The 18,871-nt window shown below is 39.9% G+C and carries 15 protein-coding genes; 9 read left to right on the forward strand and 6 right to left on the reverse strand.

Features of this window, described 5'->3' with window-relative positions:
* Nucleotides 1–42: 42 nt before the first annotated feature.
* Complete coding sequence (gene gyrA / locus IPM48_13990; protein MBK9272695.1) at nt 43–2,544, reverse strand: DNA gyrase subunit A; 2,502 nt, start codon at nt 2,542–2,544, stop codon at nt 43–45.
* Between the two features lie 192 nt (nt 2,545–2,736).
* Between gyrA and ubiE the strand changes: the two genes are divergently transcribed.
* Both ubiE and IPM48_14000 read left to right on the forward strand, forming a co-directional pair.
* Nucleotides 2,737–3,465, forward strand: coding sequence for a bifunctional demethylmenaquinone methyltransferase/2-methoxy-6-polyprenyl-1,4-benzoquinol methylase UbiE (ubiE, locus tag IPM48_13995; GenBank protein ID MBK9272696.1), 729 nt, complete (start codon nt 2,737–2,739; stop codon nt 3,463–3,465).
* Nucleotides 3,432–4,148: an outer membrane beta-barrel protein gene (locus IPM48_14000; GenBank protein ID MBK9272697.1), complete on the forward strand. Its 717-nt coding sequence runs from the start codon at nt 3,432–3,434 to the stop codon at nt 4,146–4,148. The genes ubiE and IPM48_14000 overlap by 34 nt, the downstream gene beginning before the upstream one ends.
* On the opposite strand, the gene IPM48_14005 is transcribed toward IPM48_14000, so the two are convergent.
* Nucleotides 4,120–4,782, reverse strand: coding sequence for a DUF479 domain-containing protein (locus tag IPM48_14005; GenBank protein ID MBK9272698.1), 663 nt, complete (start codon nt 4,780–4,782; stop codon nt 4,120–4,122). The genes IPM48_14000 and IPM48_14005 overlap by 29 nt on opposite strands.
* Before the next feature lie 18 nt (nt 4,783–4,800).
* Here IPM48_14005 and ychF point away from each other — a divergent pair, with 18 nt between their 5' ends.
* Nucleotides 4,801–5,895 (forward strand): redox-regulated ATPase YchF, encoded by a 1,095-nt coding sequence (ychF, locus tag IPM48_14010; protein MBK9272699.1) that lies wholly within the window; start codon nt 4,801–4,803, stop codon nt 5,893–5,895.
* Between the two features lie 397 nt (nt 5,896–6,292).
* On the opposite strand, the gene IPM48_14015 is transcribed toward ychF, so the two are convergent.
* Together IPM48_14015 and IPM48_14020 are read right to left on the reverse strand one after the other, a co-directional pair.
* Nucleotides 6,293–7,249 carry a ribonuclease Z gene (locus IPM48_14015; protein MBK9272700.1) on the reverse strand — a complete coding sequence of 319 codons (957 nt, stop codon included), beginning with the start codon at nt 7,247–7,249 and terminating at the stop codon, nt 6,293–6,295.
* Nucleotides 7,227–7,610, reverse strand: a complete 384-nt coding sequence (locus IPM48_14020) for an STAS domain-containing protein (protein MBK9272701.1) — start codon at nt 7,608–7,610, stop codon at nt 7,227–7,229. Before IPM48_14020 ends, IPM48_14015 begins: the two co-directional genes overlap by 23 nt.
* 248 nt (nt 7,611–7,858) lie before the next feature.
* Here IPM48_14020 and IPM48_14025 point away from each other — a divergent pair, with 248 nt between their 5' ends.
* The 5 genes from IPM48_14025 to IPM48_14045 all read left to right on the forward strand — a co-directional run bounded on the left by IPM48_14025 (nt 7,859) and on the right by IPM48_14045 (nt 14,062).
* Nucleotides 7,859–10,405: an ATP-dependent Clp protease ATP-binding subunit gene (locus IPM48_14025; protein MBK9272702.1), complete on the forward strand. Its 2,547-nt coding sequence runs from the start codon at nt 7,859–7,861 to the stop codon at nt 10,403–10,405.
* A gap of 57 nt (nt 10,406–10,462) precedes the next feature.
* The gene (locus IPM48_14030; GenBank protein ID MBK9272703.1) at nt 10,463–11,044 is read left to right on the forward strand and encodes a translation initiation factor IF-3; all 582 of its coding nucleotides are present in this window, start codon (nt 10,463–10,465) and stop codon (nt 11,042–11,044) included.
* 57 nt (nt 11,045–11,101) lie between these two features.
* Nucleotides 11,102–11,299 (forward strand): 50S ribosomal protein L35, encoded by a 198-nt coding sequence (gene rpmI / locus IPM48_14035; GenBank protein ID MBK9272704.1) that lies wholly within the window; start codon nt 11,102–11,104, stop codon nt 11,297–11,299.
* 81 nt (nt 11,300–11,380) lie between these two features.
* The gene (gene rplT, locus IPM48_14040; GenBank protein ID MBK9272705.1) at nt 11,381–11,728 is read left to right on the forward strand and encodes a 50S ribosomal protein L20; all 348 of its coding nucleotides are present in this window, start codon (nt 11,381–11,383) and stop codon (nt 11,726–11,728) included.
* A 333-nt stretch (nt 11,729–12,061) separates the two neighbouring features.
* Nucleotides 12,062–14,062, forward strand: a complete 2,001-nt coding sequence (locus IPM48_14045; protein ID MBK9272706.1) for a T9SS type A sorting domain-containing protein — start codon at nt 12,062–12,064, stop codon at nt 14,060–14,062.
* A gap of 4 nt (nt 14,063–14,066) precedes the next feature.
* On the opposite strand, the gene IPM48_14050 is transcribed toward IPM48_14045, so the two are convergent.
* Nucleotides 14,067–15,227, reverse strand: coding sequence for an aspartate aminotransferase family protein (locus IPM48_14050; protein MBK9272707.1), 1,161 nt, complete (start codon nt 15,225–15,227; stop codon nt 14,067–14,069).
* A 128-nt stretch (nt 15,228–15,355) separates the two neighbouring features.
* Here IPM48_14050 and IPM48_14055 point away from each other — a divergent pair, with 128 nt between their 5' ends.
* Nucleotides 15,356–16,540 (forward strand): thioredoxin family protein, encoded by a 1,185-nt coding sequence (locus IPM48_14055; protein ID MBK9272708.1) that lies wholly within the window; start codon nt 15,356–15,358, stop codon nt 16,538–16,540.
* Here the strand turns inward: IPM48_14055 and rnr are convergent, their stop codons facing one another.
* On the reverse strand, nt 16,541–18,679 hold the full coding sequence (gene rnr / locus IPM48_14060) for a ribonuclease R (GenBank protein MBK9272709.1): 2,139 nt from the start codon (nt 18,677–18,679) through the stop codon (nt 16,541–16,543).
* Nucleotides 18,680–18,871: the final 192 nt, after the last annotated feature.

An 18,871-nucleotide genomic window follows, 5' to 3' on the forward strand; every position in this document is an offset into this window, starting at 1 on the left:
TCACCCAGGTTAACAGGAGTTTGGTTAAAAATCCGTGAAAAATTATTCTTCTTCCCCAATAAATTCTTGCTCAATAACAGGCCCAAGCGTTTCTTCTTCCTCCTGATCGACCATGGCCAGATCTGCAATAGCGTCTCCTTCGCCTAGTCGAATGACCCTCACACCCTGGGTAGCCCTTCCCATGACCCGGATCGTATCCACCTTAATTCGAATCATCACACCATTGATGGTGGTGATCATCAGCTCATCCGAATCCTGGACATCTTTTATGGCCATCAAGTAACCGGTTCTTTCAGTGACCTGAATGGTTTTAACACCTTTGCCACCACGATTCGTTATCCGGTAATCCTCCAAATAAGACCTCTTCCCATTTCCCTTTTCAGAAACCACCAGAATGGTGGCTTTGGTATCTAAAGGATCTACACAAACCATTCCTACAACAGCATCATCTTTTGATTTGTCGAGGGTAATTCCTTTGACACCGGCCGCATTTCTTCCCATAGAACGAACTGTGGATTCCGGAAAACGGATGGCACGACCCATCCGATTGGCAATGATGATTTCATTGGAACCATTGGTCAATTTGGCCTCCATCAATTGATCTCCTTCATTGATACTGATCGCAATAATTCCATTAACCCTAGGTCTGCTAAAGTCTTCAAGTGGGGTCTTTTTAATGGTTCCGTTTCTGGTACAAAACATGATGAAATGTTTTTCCAAAAATTCCTTATCCGACAAATTTTCAATATTGATATAAGCCCTCACCCTATCCTCCTTTTGGAATGCAATCAGATTTTGAATAGATCGTCCAAGTGATGTTTTGTTGGCTTCAGGAATTTCATAAACTCGAAGCCAGTAGCATTTTCCAAGTTCTGTAAAAAACAAAAGATAATTATGGTTAGAGGCAATAAACATGTGCTCAATGAAATCTTCGTCTTTGGTTCTGCTTCCGGTAGAGCCGCGCCCTCCTCTGCTCTGAGTTTTGTATTCAATGGTCCTAGTTCGTTTAATGTAACCAAGATGAGAAATGGTAACAACCACCTGGTCGTTGGCAATCATATCCTCCATGTTGATTTCACCTTCAGCCTGTTGAATTTCTGTTCGGCGATTGTCTCCATATCGATCTTTAATGACCGTCAGTTCCTCTACGATGATATCTCGCTGTAACGATTCGTCAGCAAGGATGGCTTCCAGACGGGCAATTTCCTTCATCAATTCGTCATACTCTTCACGGATTTTATCTCTCTCTAAACCCGTCAATCGCTGCAAACGCATATCTAAAATAGCCTTGGCTTGAATCTCGCTCAAATTGAACTGTGACATCAAACCTTCCTTTGCAATATCCGGAGTTTTGGACGCCCTGATCAAGGCAATTACTTCATCCAGATGATCCAAAGCGATCAACAAACCTTCCAAGATATGGGCCCTGTCCCGGGCTTGCCTCAACTCATATTGTGTTCGTCTGACAATTACCTCCAGTCTGAATTTGACAAACTCGCTCAAGAGCATTTTCAGTCCAAGGGTCAAAGGTCTTCCGCCAACAAGTGCGATGTTATTGATACCAAAAGAGCTTTGGAGCAATGTGAATTTGTACAAAAGACTTAGGATTACATTGGCCATTGCATCCTTTTTTACCTCGATGATGATCCTCATTCCGTTCCGGTCAGACTCATCTCGGACATCGTGGATACCTACTATTTTTTCCTCATTGACAAGTTCGGCAATTTTTTCAATAAGGTTCGCTTTATTGACCTGAAAAGGAATTTCAGAAATGATGATGGTCTCGCGGTTGTCGATGATTTCTATTTCTGCTCGACCTCTTACCACCACCCGACCTCTTCCGGTTTCATAGGCTTCACGGATTCCATTCACTCCATAGATGATGCCTCCAGTTGGCAGATCTGGGGCCGGAATATATTCCATTAATTCATCCGTACTGATTTCAGGATTGCGGACCAAAGCGATGGTGCCATCGCATACTTCTCTGAGATTGTGAGGAAGCATGTTGGTCGCCATCCCTACTGCAATTCCAGAAGACCCGTTGACCAACAGATTGGGAAACTTGGCGGGAAGTACAGTTGGTTCCTCCAATGAATCATCAAAATTCAACCTAAAGTCCACAGTTTCTTTTTCGATTCCTTCCAAAAGTTCATCTGAAATTCTGGCCAATCTGGCTTCGGTATATCTCATAGCTGCCGGAGAATCACCATCCACAGAACCAAAATTGCCCTGACCATCGATTAAGGGATTTCTCATGCTCCACTCCTGCGCCATCCTTACCATCGCATCATACACACTGGAATCTCCGTGCGGATGATATTTTCCAAGGACCTCCCCAACAATTCTGGCCGATTTTTTATAAGGTCTGTTGTACCGCATCCCCAAATCGTGCATTCCGTACAAAACCCTTCGGTGAACTGGCTTTAATCCATCCCTCACATCTGGCAAGGCCCGGGAGACGATGACCGACATGGAATAATCAATATAGGCTGTTTGGAGTTGTGTCTCAATATTAACCGGTATAATTCTGTCTAATTCTGACATAAATTTCGATGGGTATTTTTAAAGAGTGCAAAGATACAATACATGAGGGCAATGGGCAAAAAAACAATCTCTTTTTTTAAGATATTAATTTCTGACAATGTAAGTCTTATATATTTAATATTATTTAATATATAAAGGCTTAATATTCCTAATGGAATCCTCCTATCTTTGCAGTTTGATAAAATGCGATTCATGCAGGTCAAACCCTATATTCACGAAAACGATTCTAAAAAAGCACAGGTCCAAAAAATGTTTGACAAAATTTCTCCTGTGTATGATTTTTTAAATGGATTTTTATCGCTTGGAATAGACCGCGTCTGGAGAAAAAAAGCATTGAAGTATATTCCGGCAGAAACTTCCAATCTTTTAGATGTTGCAACAGGGACAGGGGCTTTGGCCATTCAGGCGGCAAAAACGCATCCTTCTGTACAAATCATAGGAGTGGACATATCAGAAGGAATGATCCAGTCAGGTATTCAGAAAATAAATCAGAAGAATCTCCACTCCAGAATTTCTCTTCGGACAGGCGATAGCGAAAACCTTGATTTTGCAGAGGGTTCTTTTCAATGCGTTACTGCTGCTTTTGGGGTGAGAAATTTTGAAAATTTGAACAAAGGATTGACGGAAATGTACCGGGTGCTTTCAAAAGGAGGGCGGTGTATCGTACTTGAATTCTCAAAACCCAGAATTTTTCCATTCAAACAAATATTTGGTTTTTATTTTCGTTATTTATTGCCTTTTACTGGAAAACTCATTTCCAAAGATCCGCGTGCTTACAGTTATTTGTACGAATCCGTTCAGCTGTTTCCGGATTATGGAAATTTTGTGGCTCAGATGGAAAAGGCGGGATTTACAAATTGCTTTTACAAATCACTCAGTTTAGGAATATGTTGTATTTACATTGGCGAAAAGTCATCCTGATTGCTCTGTTTTCATTCATTGCAACAGAATTTTTTGCACAGAGCAGACAACACAGTTACAATTATGAAGGATTCCGGAGAAAAGACCATTATTTTGGCTTGACCTTAGGATACAACCAATCCGGTTATAAAATCGAACATGGAAGAACTCTAAGACCTGGTGGTGTTTTCCGGGTCAACAACAGTGTATCCAATGGTGGATTGACTCTCTGCATGATCACCAATTTCAAAATTGGCGAATACGTGGATTACAGAATTTTACCTTCAATTTCACTTTCTTACCGAACCCTGACATTTACACCTTCTGCCGGTGGCCCAATCAAAGAACACAAGATCGAATCAGTTTTTGGTGAAATCCCAATGATTGTAAGATTCACCTCTGCTCCTTACAAGGATTTTAGAGTATTTATGCTTTCAGGTGTCAAATATTCCTATGATTTTGCATCCAACAGTCGCTCTGACAAAACCCGCTTCGAATTGATCCGAATTTCTCCCCACGACTTTCAGGTGGAGCTCGGAGTGGGGATGCAGTTTTACATGCCCTTTTTTATTTTTTCGCCAGAGATCAAATTTTCTCATGGCATTAGCAATTTGTTGATTTACGACACCAAATTAGTCGAGTCCACATTAATTGATAAACTATTTAGCCGAAGTCTTACGATTTCACTGCATTTTGAAGGTTGATCCAGTCTTGGGACGCTGCATCAATCTCTTTGTAAAATGAGGTAAAATGATCATTGATCTGCGCTTCATGTTTTATGATCAGAGAAATGCATTGTGTAAAATCTACCGAAAATTTTGCTTTGCGATTCATTCTCCGCATGACATCTTCCATTCCTTCCAGACTTTGGTACTGTTGCAACCATTTTCCCTGAATCATTTTCGCAGTCAGATCTCCTGCTGCAGTGGGAAAACTTGATATTGAATTGCTCAATATCTGGTAAACTTTTTGGCTAAATATTTGATAGTTCTCATGGTGCAAATCCTGCCAGTTTTGATGGATAAAATAATCCATAATGATGTCTGTTGCAACAGGAGCATATTTCCCAACTGCTTCCCTCATGAGGACATTCATTTGATCCACCGACGGGTTCTGATCTGTAAAATGATCAATAAAACGATGAAATAAAATTCCCAAATGATATGATTCGGGAAGAAAAGGCACCTCCTTTTTGTGGACGAGATCGCCCAGGTAATTCCCAACCATTAGGTTTTCGTCGGGATGGGCCAGCAACAAATGTCCCAGAAAATTCATCCTTGCATATAACCCATTCCACTTGCCCTTGTTGTGTGTGGAATGTTTACCTTTGCCCCTCATTTTCAAAAAATCTAATCTATGGGATTACAATGCGGCATCGTCGGACTACCCAATGTGGGCAAGTCCACCTTGTTTAATGCCTTAACCTCTGCCGGCGCACTTGCCGCAAACTACCCTTTTGCGACCAAAGATCCTAATCTTGGTGTCATTACCGTGCCGGACGACAGGCTTAGGATGTTGGCAGATCTGGTCCATCCCCAAAGAGTAGTTCCCACTACGGTGGATATTCTTGACATCGCCGGATTGATTAAAGGAGCTTCTAAGGGCGAGGGTCTGGGCAATCAGTTCTTGGCCAATATCCGGGAAGTAGATGCCATCCTCCACGTGGTGCGTTGCTTTGACAATGACAACGTGGTCCATGTTGACGGATCTGTTGATCCCGTTAGGGATAAAGAAATTGTAGATACAGAGTTGATCCTTAAGGACCTTGAGACCATGGAAAAAAGAGTAGAACGTCTCCGCAAACAATCCAAAACGGGCGACAAAGAAATCCTTCGAGAAATCGAGCTCAGTGATATGATTTTGGTCCATATGGCCGATGGAAAAACGGCAAGGTCCTTTATCACCGATGAAGAAACAGCTGCTTTTGTCAAAAACAGTCAGATACTTACGGGCAAACCTGTATTGTATGTCTGCAATGTCGATGAGGCTTCGGTCCACCAAGGTAACAAGCATACGGAACGTTTTAAAGAATTTGTCGCTCCAGAAAATGCTGAAGTTTTGATCATCTGCGCCGGAATTGAAGCTGAAATCACGGAACTTCCGGAAGAAGACAGGGCAGGTTTTTTTGAAGAAATGGGACTAAAAGAACCCGGCACATATAGCATTACAAGAGCAGCCTATCGCTTATTGGATTTAATCACGTATTTCACGGCCGGTGAAAAAGAAGTCAGAGCTTGGACCATCCGTAAAGGTACGAAAGCTCCTGGAGCAGCAGGTGTTATCCACTCAGATTTTGAAAAAGGGTTTATACGCGCAGAAGTCATCCACTTTCACGATTATATTAATTACAAAACAGAAGCAGCCGCCAAATCTGCGGGCAAAATGGCCACGGAAGGGAAAGAATATGTGGTTCAGGACGGAGATGTGATGCATTTCTTATTCAATGTTTAGATGACCTAATTTCAATCATTAAACCATAGCATAGGTATTCTGAGAAATCTTCATTTTATACACTAAGGACAACATCTAATTATTTTGGAGAAAGAACTTTGTTTCACCCAGAATTGGAAACAGGCATTATCTTGATTGTTAAAATACCAACGAAGGCTTGTAACTACTCGATCAATTTGTCTAAGAACAAGAGCTTATTACATTTTTGAAAATCAATAAAAAGATTTCATCGCCAAGCAAGGAGTCAGATAATTCTTTGCTATTTAATAGAGGACAAATTTGGAGAAGAAAAAAGTATTTAAAAGTATTTTTGTTTGTATTATAATCCCTTTTCAGGATTCACATGAATGGTCCTGTGCTGTAATTTCTAAAGTTATACCTGGTTCCAATCAGGAATTCAAATAACAGAAAAAGAAGATGAACGAATCTCCATTCTAAGTCCTTCTTTTCCCAAAATGGTATTTGGAAAAATTGTGCGGCATTCATCGAGAATAACTTGCAAGTCTTTATACCTGGAAGAATAATGGCCGGTAATCAATTGACCCACTTCAGCCTTTTTGGCAAATTCCGCAGCCTGACGCGCGGTGGTATGGCCAGTTTGATGTGCCTTATCCGCCAAATCATCCAGGTAGGTGGTCTCATGGTACAAAACATCTGTCCCGTGCAATTTTGGAATCAAAGATTCCATATATCGGGTGTCGCTGCAATAGGCATAGGATCTTCTGAATTCTTCTGTAAAAGTTAATTCATCAGCATGGTATACTCGACCTTCTGAATCGCAAACTGATTCTCCAATTATGATCCTTTGGTAATCCTCCAATGCAATCGAAAGTTGGTCTAATTTATCCATATTCAGTCTCCTGATTTGCTTGTGGATTTTTAATTGATAACCCATCGTTGGAATTCTGTGATCCAATGGAAAGGCTTGAATGCTTCTCCATTCCTCATCCATTACAATGCTTGGCTTTTGGTCCAATTCAATAAATTCGATTTCAAAACATGGTTTTACCTGGCTGTGATAAAAAATGTTGTGTAGGTAATCTTTAATGCCACGAGGGCCTGCAATCTTCAAAGGATTTTCACGCTGCAAATGACAAAAGCTAGTAATCAAACCCGGCAATCCGTATACATGATCTCCATGCATATGAGAGATCAGTATCCATCCGATTTTATTCCACTTTACACGATGTGCCCATAGACGATTTTGGCTTGCCTCTCCACAATCAATCAGAAAAAGATCCTCACCCATTCGAATCACTTGGGCACTTGGAAATCTTGAATCGGAAGGAATCGCCGACGAGCTGCCCAAAATCAGCAAGTCAAAAGGAATGCTATTCTTCTTCTCCTTCTGCATTTAGGTCTCTCTCGATATCCTCCATAAAAACATATTCGACGGACTCATCCAAGGTGGGGATGATGGTGAGAATACTGTCTAATTTAGAAATCTCGATCAGTTTACGTACGCCTTCTGAATTCATGTTGCACATGACAAAACTACCATCTTCACTCCACAGGCGATTGGCGGTCAGAATAGAACTCAAACCTGAAGAATCAATGTACTGGACGTCCTTGAGATCCAGGATCAGATTGCGGACTCCTTCGTTTTTTAAGAAAACAAATTCGGATTTGAGGTCAGGTGCAATCAAAGAATTGAGATTGGGTTCTTCTAAAGAAAAAACAGCATACCGGTCCTGCTTGTCTATTTGATACTTCATTGATATTCAATTAATTAATTATGTTTAAATGATTTATTTCCAATATTCTACACATGCAAAAAACAAATATCTGAATTGAAATTAAAAATATTGATTACTTTTGAGGACGCAAATGTAACGAAACTTTGTTTCCGAATCGTCTAGTGAGATGTTATCCATACCAGCGGAACCGAAACAATTCCACGAGCTGGTATGTTTTCAAATCTTCGAAAGAAACAAATTATTCATAAACAAGATTTCCTTTTTCAATGAACAAAAGGTTTTCAGCTAAAGTAAAAAAAGTGTTGGCAAACAGCCGTGAAGAAGCCCTCAAGCTTGGACACGATTACATTGGTACTGAGCACATACTGCTTGGAATGCTCCAGGAATCAGATACCCTGGCCATCCATGTCCTCAAATCTCTAAAGATCAATCTCAGCGAATTGAAGGACCAAATCATCGAAGCCATTCCGGTTCGCAAGGGTGAAGAAACCAGTTTTCAGGTGGGCAATCTTCCCCTAAACAAACAAGCGGAAAAGGTCCTTAAGTTTACCTACCTCGAAGCCAAAAGTACCAGAGAAGAAGAAATTTATCCGGAACACTTGATGCTGAGCATCCTCAAAAATCAGGACAATCTGGCTTCCCATATTCTAAAAGACAACAACATTGATTACGATCTTTATCGTTCTGAATTAGAATACCTGGTCACCCAGGATCACAGCAGCGAAGAAGCTCCAGATATCAGCGCGTCTTCACAAGACCCGGATTCCTTTGAAGAAGAACCACCATCCTCATCTTTTTCAAAAAAGTCCGGTTCCAAATCACAGACGCCTGTATTGGACAATTATGGAAGAGACATCACCAAGCTCGCAGAAGATGGACGTCTTGACCCCATCGTTGGACGGGAAAGAGAGATAGAGCGGGTTTCTCAAATACTCAGCAGACGCAAAAAAAACAATCCGATTTTGATTGGTGAACCCGGTGTTGGTAAAACTGCCATAGTCGAAGGACTTGCACTTCGAATCATGCAAAAGAAAGTGTCGAGGACTTTGTTTAACAAAAGAATTGTGATGCTTGATCTTGCTGCACTGGTGGCTGGAACCAAATACAGGGGACAGTTTGAAGAAAGGATCAAAGCCATTATGGGAGAGCTTGAAAAATCCCGGGATGTCATTCTTTTTATTGATGAAATTCACACCATTATTGGAGCAGGAGGTGCGACAGGTTCATTGGATGCTTCCAATATTTTTAAACCTGCCTTGGCCCGTGGAGAATTGCAATGTATTGGAGCCTCCACGCTGGATGAGTACCGCCAACATATTGAGAAAGACGGAGCTCTCGACAGGAGATTCCAGAAAGTAATGGTTGATCCTCCTTCTGTAGAAGAGGCCTATCAAATCCTTCAAAACATACGACCAAAATACGAAGAATTTCATTCTGTTTCCTATAGCGATGAAGCCATCGATGCCTGTGTTAAATTGAGCGATCGTTATATCACCGATCGATTTTTGCCGGACAAAGCTATTGACGTAATGGATGAAGTTGGAGCCCGTGTCCACTTAAAAAACATACACGTACCGAAGCACATCGAAGAAATTGAGACCCAAATAGATTCGATTCGCGAACAAAAAAATCAAGCAGTAAAAGGGCAACAATATGAAAAAGCAGCCGATTTGAGAGATCTGGAATCTAAACTTCAGAAAAAACTCGAATCTGCTAAGTTTAATTGGGACGAGGAAAGCAAGACAAGAAGGTTTCCGGTGACGGAAGACGACATCGCAGAAGTGGTGGCCATGATGACGGGAATTCCTGTTAAGAAGGTCGCTCAGAGTGAGAGCAAAAAGCTCGTTAATATGGGCGATTCTATTAAAAATTCAATTATTGGCCAGGATGAAGCGGTCACTAAAATTGTTAAGGCAATCCAGAGAAACAGGGTTGGATTAAAAGACCCTAAAAAACCAATCGGTAGCTTTATCTTCCTTGGCCCTACCGGAGTGGGAAAAACAGAAATGGCAAAAGCTTTGGCCAGGTTTATGTTTGACTCGGACGATGCTTTAATCCGGCTTGACATGAGTGAATACATGGAAAAATTTACGGTGTCGAGATTGATTGGAGCACCTCCAGGCTACGTGGGTTACGAAGAAGGTGGTCAATTGACCGAAAAAGTCAGAAGGAAACCCTATTCAGTTGTTCTTTTGGACGAAATTGAAAAAGCCCATCCCGATGTTTACAATATTCTGCTTCAGGTTTTGGACGAGGGACAACTAACAGATGGATTGGGACGCAAAGTGGATTTTAAAAATACGGTCATCATAATGACTTCCAACATTGGAGTAAGACAATTAAAAGATTTTGGTCAGGGTGTTGGTTTTGCCACTAAATCCAGACAGGACAACGCAGAAGAGAACACCAGATCAGTCATTAAAAATGCCCTTAAAAAAACCTTTAGTCCTGAATTCCTCAACAGAATAGACGATGTGCTGATTTTTAATGGGCTTGAAAAAGAGCAAATATTCCAAATTATCCATTTGGTAGTCAACTCTTTGCTAAAGCGCATCGAGCAGATGAAACTAGAATTAAGCATACATCAGGATACCATGGAATTCCTCGCAGAGAAAGGATATGACCCTCAATTTGGGGCTAGACCTTTGCATCGCGCTGTTCAAAAATATCTGGAAGATCCTTTGGCTGAGTATATCCTAAGTGAAAATCCCGAACCAGGCACAAAGTTGAAAGCAGTCATGAACAAAGAAAAAGATTCAGTTCTCATACAGACAGCTTCCAAAACGAGTACGTCCAAAAAATCGCAATCCTGATTTTGGAAAGCTTGTGTACTTTTGTGAGTCAATGATTCTAAATCCCTCAATTTGAATATTAATAGAAAGAAGCCAGGGCCACTGGACATACTAAGAGGCCAATTCCGCGTTAACGATGAAATTAAAAGCCCCACCATCAGATTGGTGGGCGAAGATTTTGACGAAATCTCCCAAATCGCTGGTAAAACCATTGAAGCTGGAGTTTACTCTACCGCCCAAGCAGTCAAATGGGCCTATGACTTGGGGATAGATTTGGTTGAAATTACTGCAAAAGCAGATCCTCCGGTTTGTAAAATCATTGACTTTAACAAGTTTATTTACCTTAAGAAGAAGAAGGAAAAAGAAATTAAAGCCAAAACGGTCAAAGTGGTCATTAAAGAAATCAGATTTGGACCCAATACCGATGACCATGATTTTGAATTTAAGGTCAAACATGCCACCAAGTTTTTGGAAGAGAACTGTAAGGTCAAGGCTTATGTGCAGTTTCGTGGACGGGCGATCGCTTTTAAAGACCGGGGAGAATTAATTTTGCTACGATTTATCAATGAATTGGTCCATTTGGGATCCGCAGAGGAGCTTCCAAGGCTGGAAGGAAAGAGGATGTACGTCATCATTTCTCCCAAAAAGACAAAAAATTAATTTTTTTTACCCGATTTTAGAATAAAGATCTACCTTTGCAGGCTTAAAATAAAAGTCATGCCAAAGGTAAAGACTCATTCAGGTTCGAAGAAAAGATTCAAATTAACCGGAACAGGTAAGGTGAAAAGGGCTCAAGCCAATACTTCACACCGTCTGAGCAGTAAAAGCAAAAAAGCCAAAGGGCGGCACAAGTCAAGTATTGTAGCGCATCCTACAGAACAGAGCCGCATGAGAGTTTTACTTGGAATCTTTTAATTTAAATTATTATAGTTAACCGGTAAGCGGTGGTTAAGCATTCACTTTGGTGAATCCCCCGATTGCCTAAAACCAATTAATATGCCACGTTCAGTCAATTCGGTAGCAGCCAAAGCGAGGAGAAAGAAAATCCTCAAAGCAGCCAGAGGCTATTTTAGCGGAAGGTCCAAAGTTTACACAGTAGCAAAAAATGCTGTGGAACGCGCAATGAAATACGCCTTCATCCACAGAAGGCAGAAAAAACGCGCATTCAGAAGGCTTTGGATCGCCAGAATCAATGCTGCAGTCAGACCTTTCGGTATTAACTACTCCAGGTTTATCGACAAATTAAACAAAAACAATATTATCATTAACAGGAAGGTATTGGCAGATCTCGCTCTGCACAACCCTGAAAGCTTCAAAGCAGTCGTGGATAAAGTCAATTCCTGACAAATCCATCCGAATATTTTGATTTAAAATAGGGTTTCTAACCCAAAATAAGCTATTTCTGTGTGATTCATAGTTTAGATGGATTTGTATTATGACTATCGGATTTTGCTTTTTAACTGCTAAATTTCTTTGATATTTTGTAAGGACGATGTAATCTCATTATTGTCAAATATTTTTTTAATTCGAATATACAACATGTTGAATGAGTAAAGTTTACAGTAAGACATAGTTATGTATAACAGAAGAATTCCATATACTTTTTTGAGCCATTCGATTGTTACAAAGCTGATTATCTGAATAAATTTGACTAAATTTACATCAAATTTGAAAATCATGAGGATGTTTTTCGCACTTGCTTTGCTCTCATTTTTTAACCAAAATCAAGCAGTCGCAGGTTCTCACTCCCCCACACCTCAAACATTGATCGTTGAATGTCCGGATGAGATTTACCTGCAAGAAGGTCAGGCCTTTGACACATCTGTCACAGGAGCGCCAAAGGTGATTTCCAACAATGGAGGTGCTGTTAATATTACCTGGATTGAATTTTTTGCGCCAGGTAATTGCTCCAATATGCACGACATTGTTACCCGGAATTTTACCATAAGAAATGCCCTTGGAGAACTGGAACGGTGTTCTCAAAGAATCTATTTAAGGCACCATAGACCTGACAATATTCATATTCCTTTTGATACCACCGTATCCCACCCAAGGGATATTTCATTTTCAGAGGCTGTACTTGGAGCAAAGCTTCCGTTTCGCATGATCAGTTTTACCTATACTGACTCAAAAATCTCCAACGGTTGTAACTCGCCTGTAAGAATCAGAAGAGAGTGGAGGTTCACAGATTTGTGTTCGGGACAAGTCACACAGAAAATTAGTTTCATCAATGTTCTCAATTATCAAAATAGTTTTGAGCACAACCGAATTACGGAAGATGCCATTTGTGAGCAGGAAGGATTTATTGAAATTATTCCCAAAGGTGAATTCGGTCCATATAAATATCGTTGGAACACCAATGACTCTACTCCTGTATTGGTTAATCTTTTTCCTGGAATTTACAGTGCTGTAATCACCGATAAATTCGGTTGCAATCAACTTCAAAATGTAGGACTTCAATCGATGTCAGACAAAGCAGATGTAGGTGGTAGAATTGTCACTCAAAATGATTATAGAGTTTATCCTGACAGTATATATTTTGGATTGCCAAATAACATCACGAAGGTTTGTCTCTCGCCCAATGGAGGTTTACACTATGGCATGACTCTTAAAGAGCGGAAAAGTGGATTCATGGAATACCGCTTGGTTAAAAGATCAGAACCCATTGAAGGTATTTCGTCTCGTGATATAATCTATATTCAAAGACACATCCTCAGTATTGAAAAATTTGTAGATACCCTAAAATATTTTGCCGCAGATGTCAACAACAATAAAAATGTGACGGCATCTGATATAACAGAATTGCGTAGAATAATCCTGGGTATTAAAGACAATTTTACAGAAGTCCTACCTTGGTATTTTTTAGTTCATAATTGGAAGCAAGTTATTGCACCCCATCAGAGTTTTCAATCTATTTTATTTAATGGTCTTCAGATTATTAATTTTCCAAGGACCAATGCAGATATTTTGGCAATTAAAATGGGCGATATTGATCTGAGTTATAGAAGACAACTGGTGGGTGATCGGATGGAATCAAGAGCAAAGAATCTCGATGTTTTTCTGATGGTGCAGCAAAAAAGAACTGAGCCAGGAGAAATTCTGGAAATTCCAGTTTTTCTGAAGGGACAAAAAGGTATAACCGGGTATCAGTTTTCTCTAAATGTATGCGGCGATGCAACACTTTTGGACGTTGAGTCTTTGCAATTATCTGAGGAAAATTATCATTGGGATGATCAGGGCCTGAATGTTAGCTATACCGATGCATTGGGATTGAACTGGGATGAAAACAAACCCATCCTCTTATTAAAGATAAAATCTGGAAGCCTACAGGCTTTGCTGTCCAATCAGCTTTGTCTAGATGGCAGACTTCAACCTGAATTCTACGACAAAGAAATTGATATCCATTCTTTGGAAATATTGTTTGAAAGAGCCAATCCTGATGAAAGGCAATTTGGGATAATGCCAAATCCGGCAGCTGATTGGTTTTGGATTACAACCGATTCCCACCTGCCATTTCAATATGAAATCATCAATACCCAAGGACAAATTATTATGAGCGGCACAATCAATGGCTCTGAGCAAATTGAAAGCAATTTATTTACCAATGGAATTTATTCGATCCGATTCTTCCAATCAGCATCTTTGGTAGGATCTAAACGGATTTTGATTCACAAATAATGGACTATTGAGAATAATCTTCAATCCATTGGTTGATTCTTTCACAGGCGTTTTTCAAATCGATATGATCAATGTTCAATGGCGGTGCAATACGAATTGCCTGAGGTCTAAATAGAAAACTATCTATTAAAATATAATTGGTTTTTGCAATTTCTATAATTTGCTTGACCATTTCTTCATTTGCCAATTCAATTGCAGCGAACAATCCAATCAATCGTTTCGCTGAGATTTTTTTAGATTGAAAACAATTATGAATGATTGCAGATTTTTCAGGAATTCTGGCAATAATTTCTTCATCCAACATAGCTTTTAAATGCGCGAAACCGGCTGCACAAGAAAGTGGGTTGCCGCCAAAAGTGGTAATGTATCCAAGTGCCGGAGAATGAGCAAATGAAAATATAATTTTCTGATTGCTAATTAGCGCTGACAAAGGCAAGCCTCCCCCAATCGCTTTCCCCAGTAATAGTATGTCAGGAACAACATTCGTAGATTGAAATGCAAACATTTTACCTGTTCTTCCAAATCCCGTTTGAATCTCGTCAAATGCCAACAAAGCACCATAGTCATCGCATCTTGCACGAAGCTTTGACAAGAACCCAAGATCCAATTGAACAACTCCAGCTTCTGCCTGAATGGGTTCTAAAAGCACCAGAGCGGTCTTCTCATTTATTTTATTTAGTCCTTCCAGATGATTTGCTTCCATGAAATGTACTCCTGGCAATAAGGGTAAGAAGTGAGATTTATGGGGAAAATCAGAACGAAGGGATTCTGCAGCCAATGTGCTCCCATGGTAGGCTTTTGTCAAAACGACAACTTCAGTTCGTGAAGTATATGTTCTTGCCAACTTGATGGCTGCATCCACAGCTTCACTGCCAGTACTTAAAAAATAAACCTGGCCAAGGCTGGAAGGCAAAGTACTTCTCAACAAAGCAGCCAAAGCATTTTGTGGCGTTTGGGCATGTTCTCCATAAACATTGGTGTGTAAATAAGCAGTGGATTGTTGATGAATGGCGTCAAGAATAGCAGGGTGTCCGTGACCCATGTTGCTGACCCCAAAGCCGGAAATTAAATCAAGATAAGCATGGCCAGTATTGTCATACAACCAGGATCCTTTGGATTTACAGACTTTAAATCCCAGGGAGGTCAAACTTGTTTGGCCGATCAATTCAAAAAATTTAGCCCTTTGAGACATACTTATAATTGGTGCAAAGCTCAAAAAATAAAACAAAATTTAAAGGTAAACCATAATCTTTGTGTCAAATAAACTGTTTCATATTCTTAAATTTAGTTTTCATGATTCGCACAGTCTACTTTCTTGCCTTTTTAGCAGGTATCATGGCACCTGCAAGCTTAAAATTACAAGCCCAAGGCATCCAATTTTTTCAAGGCAGCTTTCAGGAGGCTTTAGACAAAGCACAGGTTGAAGGTAAACTGGTCTTTATGGACGCTTACACCACCTGGTGCGGACCTTGCCGCAGAATGGCAGCGAATACATTTCCTGATCCCATGGTAGGTGATTACTACAATGAGAATTTCATTAATTTAAAGGTGGACATGGAAAAAGGTGAAGGAAGGGATTTATCCATTCGTTATGCCATTAATTCCTACCCCACCCTATTGTATATTGACGGTCAAGGAAAAATAGTGCACAGAGTTTCCGGTGCCAGAGGCCCCGAAGCCTTCATTGACTTAGGTAAAGAAGCCTTGAAAAAAAATGACAAATCAGGAGACTACGCCAAATTATACAACGAAGGCAACAGAGACCCAAAAACTGTACTCGCCTATATTAAATCTTTAAATAATGCCGGTAAACCTAGTCTCAAAATTGCAAACGAATACCTCTCCACTCAAACTTCATTGAGCACTCCTGAAAATCTTGAGATTATCATTGAATCAGCAACTGAAGCAGATTCCAGGATTTTTGATTTACTCATTGAACATAAAAAAGAAATCACCCAATTAAAAAGTCAGGAAGTTTTTGATGCCAGGGTGTATCAAGCTTGCCATAAAACCTTTTCCAAAGCTTTGGAATATCGGAATGAAACATTGCTGAAAGAAGCCCAAATCAAGATTAAAAACCATTCTTCAAAAGCCACTGAGTTTGTATTTCAAACGAATATGGAGTATTATGGTAAAACCGGCGATCCAGATCGATATTTGACAGCTGCCAAAGCTTATGTTAAAAAATCTGCAAAAAATGATGCAAACAAATTAACCCGGACGGTTGAGCAGTCATTGGGATATTTCAGAACCAATAAAAATGTCACTGAATTTGCGGAGTCAGTTGCAAAAAAAGCTGCCACCAATGGTGGTCTTACCAAACAATACCTAATGTATGCCAATGTTCTCAAATTAAACGGTAAACACAAAGAAGCTCTGGACATTTGTAGGAAAGGAAAAGAACTGGCAAAAGAGAAAAATGAGCCTAGCTTTCATTTTGATCAATTGGAGATGGAAATCGAAAAGCTGAAAGGCTAGTTAATCAACCACCGGAGCAAATAGAATTATACGGTCTTCCGGATCAGAGGAAATTAATTTTACTTTTATCTTATCTCCCATTTTCCAGGATTGGTCAGACATATCCGAACTTGCAGAGAGTCTGTTCTTGCTGACGGATATACTATCCTCGAAAGTATCCATTGCTAGTGAGCCTTCACAAAGATTATCGATCAGCTGTACATAAAATCCTCTGTCATTCATTCCTGTAATTCGTCCTTCGAAAATCTCTCCAACATGCGATTGCATGTACAATGCCTGAAAATATCTGACGGATTCTCTTTCCGCTTCCATGGCTTTGCGCTCCTGAGAAGAGATATATCTGCATTGGGCTTCAATCATCTCAGGCCTATACCTCTTTTCCTGATGGAGGTTGTCAAATAAAATTCTATGAACCACAAGGTCTGCGTACCTTCTGATGGGAGAAGTAAAATGGGTATAATATTCAAATGCCAAACCATAGTGTCCAATATTTTCTGGATTATATTCTGCTTTAGCCATGGTGCGTATGGCCAATGGCAATAATATTTTCAGACTTTCATCCTCTTTAACTTTCTCATTTAATAAGTTCAAAGATTTGGAAATTTTTTTTGGGTTGGAAAGATCCAGTTTGACCCCCATTTCTTGCGCAAAAAACTGAAATTCTTCTAATTTCATTGGATCTGGAAGATCATGAATGCGGTAAATAAAAGGTATAGGGAAGGTTTTGTTTTTTAAAGAGACGAATTTAGCTACATATTGGTTGGCCAAAAGCATTAATTCTTCAATTAGCATGTGTGCGTCAAAGCGGTCTTTGACATATAATTCTACTGGAAGTCCCTGATCGTTTAGTTTAAATCTCACTTCAGGAGACTCAAAATCAATCGAACCATTTTTCATTCTTTCTTTTCTCAGCAATTTTGTGATTCGATTGATCAAATGAAGGTGGTCTTCCAATTCATGAAACTTACCTTCAAGGATTGCCTGCACATCTTCATAAGCAAATCTTTGACGACTGTGGATGATCGTTTTACCAATCCAGTGCTTCTTTAATTTATTTTCTTCATCGAAAGTAAAAATCACCGAAAAAGTGTACTTGTCTTCATGTGGTCTGAGAGAACACAGATGATTAGACAATCTTTCGGGTAACATTGGCAATACCCTGTCCACCAAATACACTGAATTTCCGCGCCTAAGTGCTTCCTTGTCCAAAGCACTATCCGGCAGTACATAATGACTCACATCAGCAATATGCACTCCTATTTCCAGGTTTCCATCTTTATCTCTATGAATAGAAATAGCATCATCAAAATCTTTGGCATCAATTGGATCGATGGTAAAACAAATTTCAGATCGCAAATCCAAACGCAAAGGATCGGTGGATACTTTGCCAGAAATCTGATTTGCTTCTTCCAAAACAGCTTGAGGAAACTCCAAAGGAAAACCTGATTCAGCTAAAATGGATTGCATCTCAAGATCCAAACTCCTTTCCTGTCCGAAATTTCTAACAACTTTTGCCCACATCCGATCTCCCGGCTTTTCCTTCCACTTGGTAATCTCAATGACCACCCTATCAAAGTCCAACAGTTTAGCTGCTTCTTCCTTCGGTAAATATACCTCCATTACATGATGGTGGGATTCAACAAGTACCACAGAGTGATTTTTATGGGCTCTGTAAACACCAACAAACTGAGTGGTAGATCGCTGTAATATTTTTACAATGACACCTTCGGGCTTGTTCATGTATAACCTGATGATTTTCACCTGGACATAATCACCGTCCTGTGCGCCCATCATATTCTTTGGAGCTACAAAAATGTCTCTTGACAGACCTTTCACGAGCACATATCCAAATCCAGCCTTTGCCATATCCAAAGTGCCTTCATACAGTTCTTCCTTGTTCTTTTTCGGTTGAACAGCCAAGCCTATGTAGATCCATTTTCCAGGAGATGTCTTGGAAATCAACTTTTTTCGCTCCATTGTCTCTAGAATTTCGAGCATTGGACCGAGTTTCTGTAAATTTAGCTTTCGCTTAAGTGCTGATATTCCAAAGGATTTGTCCGGGTGCTCGGCAAAAATTCTGAGCAACTTATTGGGACTTAAAAGACTTTCTGTCCTCTTGTGATTCTTCTTCTTTTTCATTAATCCAGTAATTAACAATTTTATTATCAAAGAGTTGAGCCAATAAACAGGCAGGGTAAAACGAATACGAGCCACCCGCACCAACACATTATATTCAATCAATGAACAAAGCTGACCATCAAATCAAGCTAGTGTTAAAAAAAACCTATGATTTTGATTTTGATCTTTCGTGAAATGGAAGCATTATATTTT

Source organism: Saprospiraceae bacterium (genome assembly GCA_016715965.1).
In the GTDB taxonomy this organism is placed as follows: Bacteria; Bacteroidota; Bacteroidia; order Chitinophagales; family Saprospiraceae; genus Vicinibacter.

What these genes read in the sequence shown, in the direction of transcription:
- gyrA (MBK9272695.1), bottom strand. Translation starts at nt 2,544, where the DNA reads ATGTCAGAATTAGACAGAATTATACCGGTTAATATTGAGACACAACTC.
- ubiE (MBK9272696.1), top strand. Translation starts at nt 2,737, where the DNA reads ATGCAGGTCAAACCCTATATTCACGAAAACGATTCTAAAAAAGCACAG.
- IPM48_14000 (MBK9272697.1), top strand. Translation starts at nt 3,432, where the DNA reads ATGTTGTATTTACATTGGCGAAAAGTCATCCTGATTGCTCTGTTTTCA.
- IPM48_14005 (MBK9272698.1), bottom strand. Translation starts at nt 4,782, where the DNA reads ATGAGGGGCAAAGGTAAACATTCCACACACAACAAGGGCAAGTGGAAT.
- ychF (MBK9272699.1), top strand. Translation starts at nt 4,801, where the DNA reads ATGGGATTACAATGCGGCATCGTCGGACTACCCAATGTGGGCAAGTCC.
- IPM48_14015 (MBK9272700.1), bottom strand. Translation starts at nt 7,249, where the DNA reads ATGCAGAAGGAGAAGAAGAATAGCATTCCTTTTGACTTGCTGATTTTG.
- IPM48_14020 (MBK9272701.1), bottom strand. Translation starts at nt 7,610, where the DNA reads ATGAAGTATCAAATAGACAAGCAGGACCGGTATGCTGTTTTTTCTTTA.
- IPM48_14025 (MBK9272702.1), top strand. Translation starts at nt 7,859, where the DNA reads ATGAACAAAAGGTTTTCAGCTAAAGTAAAAAAAGTGTTGGCAAACAGC.
- rpmI (MBK9272704.1), top strand. Translation starts at nt 11,102, where the DNA reads ATGCCAAAGGTAAAGACTCATTCAGGTTCGAAGAAAAGATTCAAATTA.
- rplT (MBK9272705.1), top strand. Translation starts at nt 11,381, where the DNA reads ATGCCACGTTCAGTCAATTCGGTAGCAGCCAAAGCGAGGAGAAAGAAA.
- IPM48_14045 (MBK9272706.1), top strand. Translation starts at nt 12,062, where the DNA reads ATGAGGATGTTTTTCGCACTTGCTTTGCTCTCATTTTTTAACCAAAAT.
- IPM48_14055 (MBK9272708.1), top strand. Translation starts at nt 15,356, where the DNA reads ATGATTCGCACAGTCTACTTTCTTGCCTTTTTAGCAGGTATCATGGCA.
- rnr (MBK9272709.1), bottom strand. Translation starts at nt 18,679, where the DNA reads ATGAAAAAGAAGAAGAATCACAAGAGGACAGAAAGTCTTTTAAGTCCC.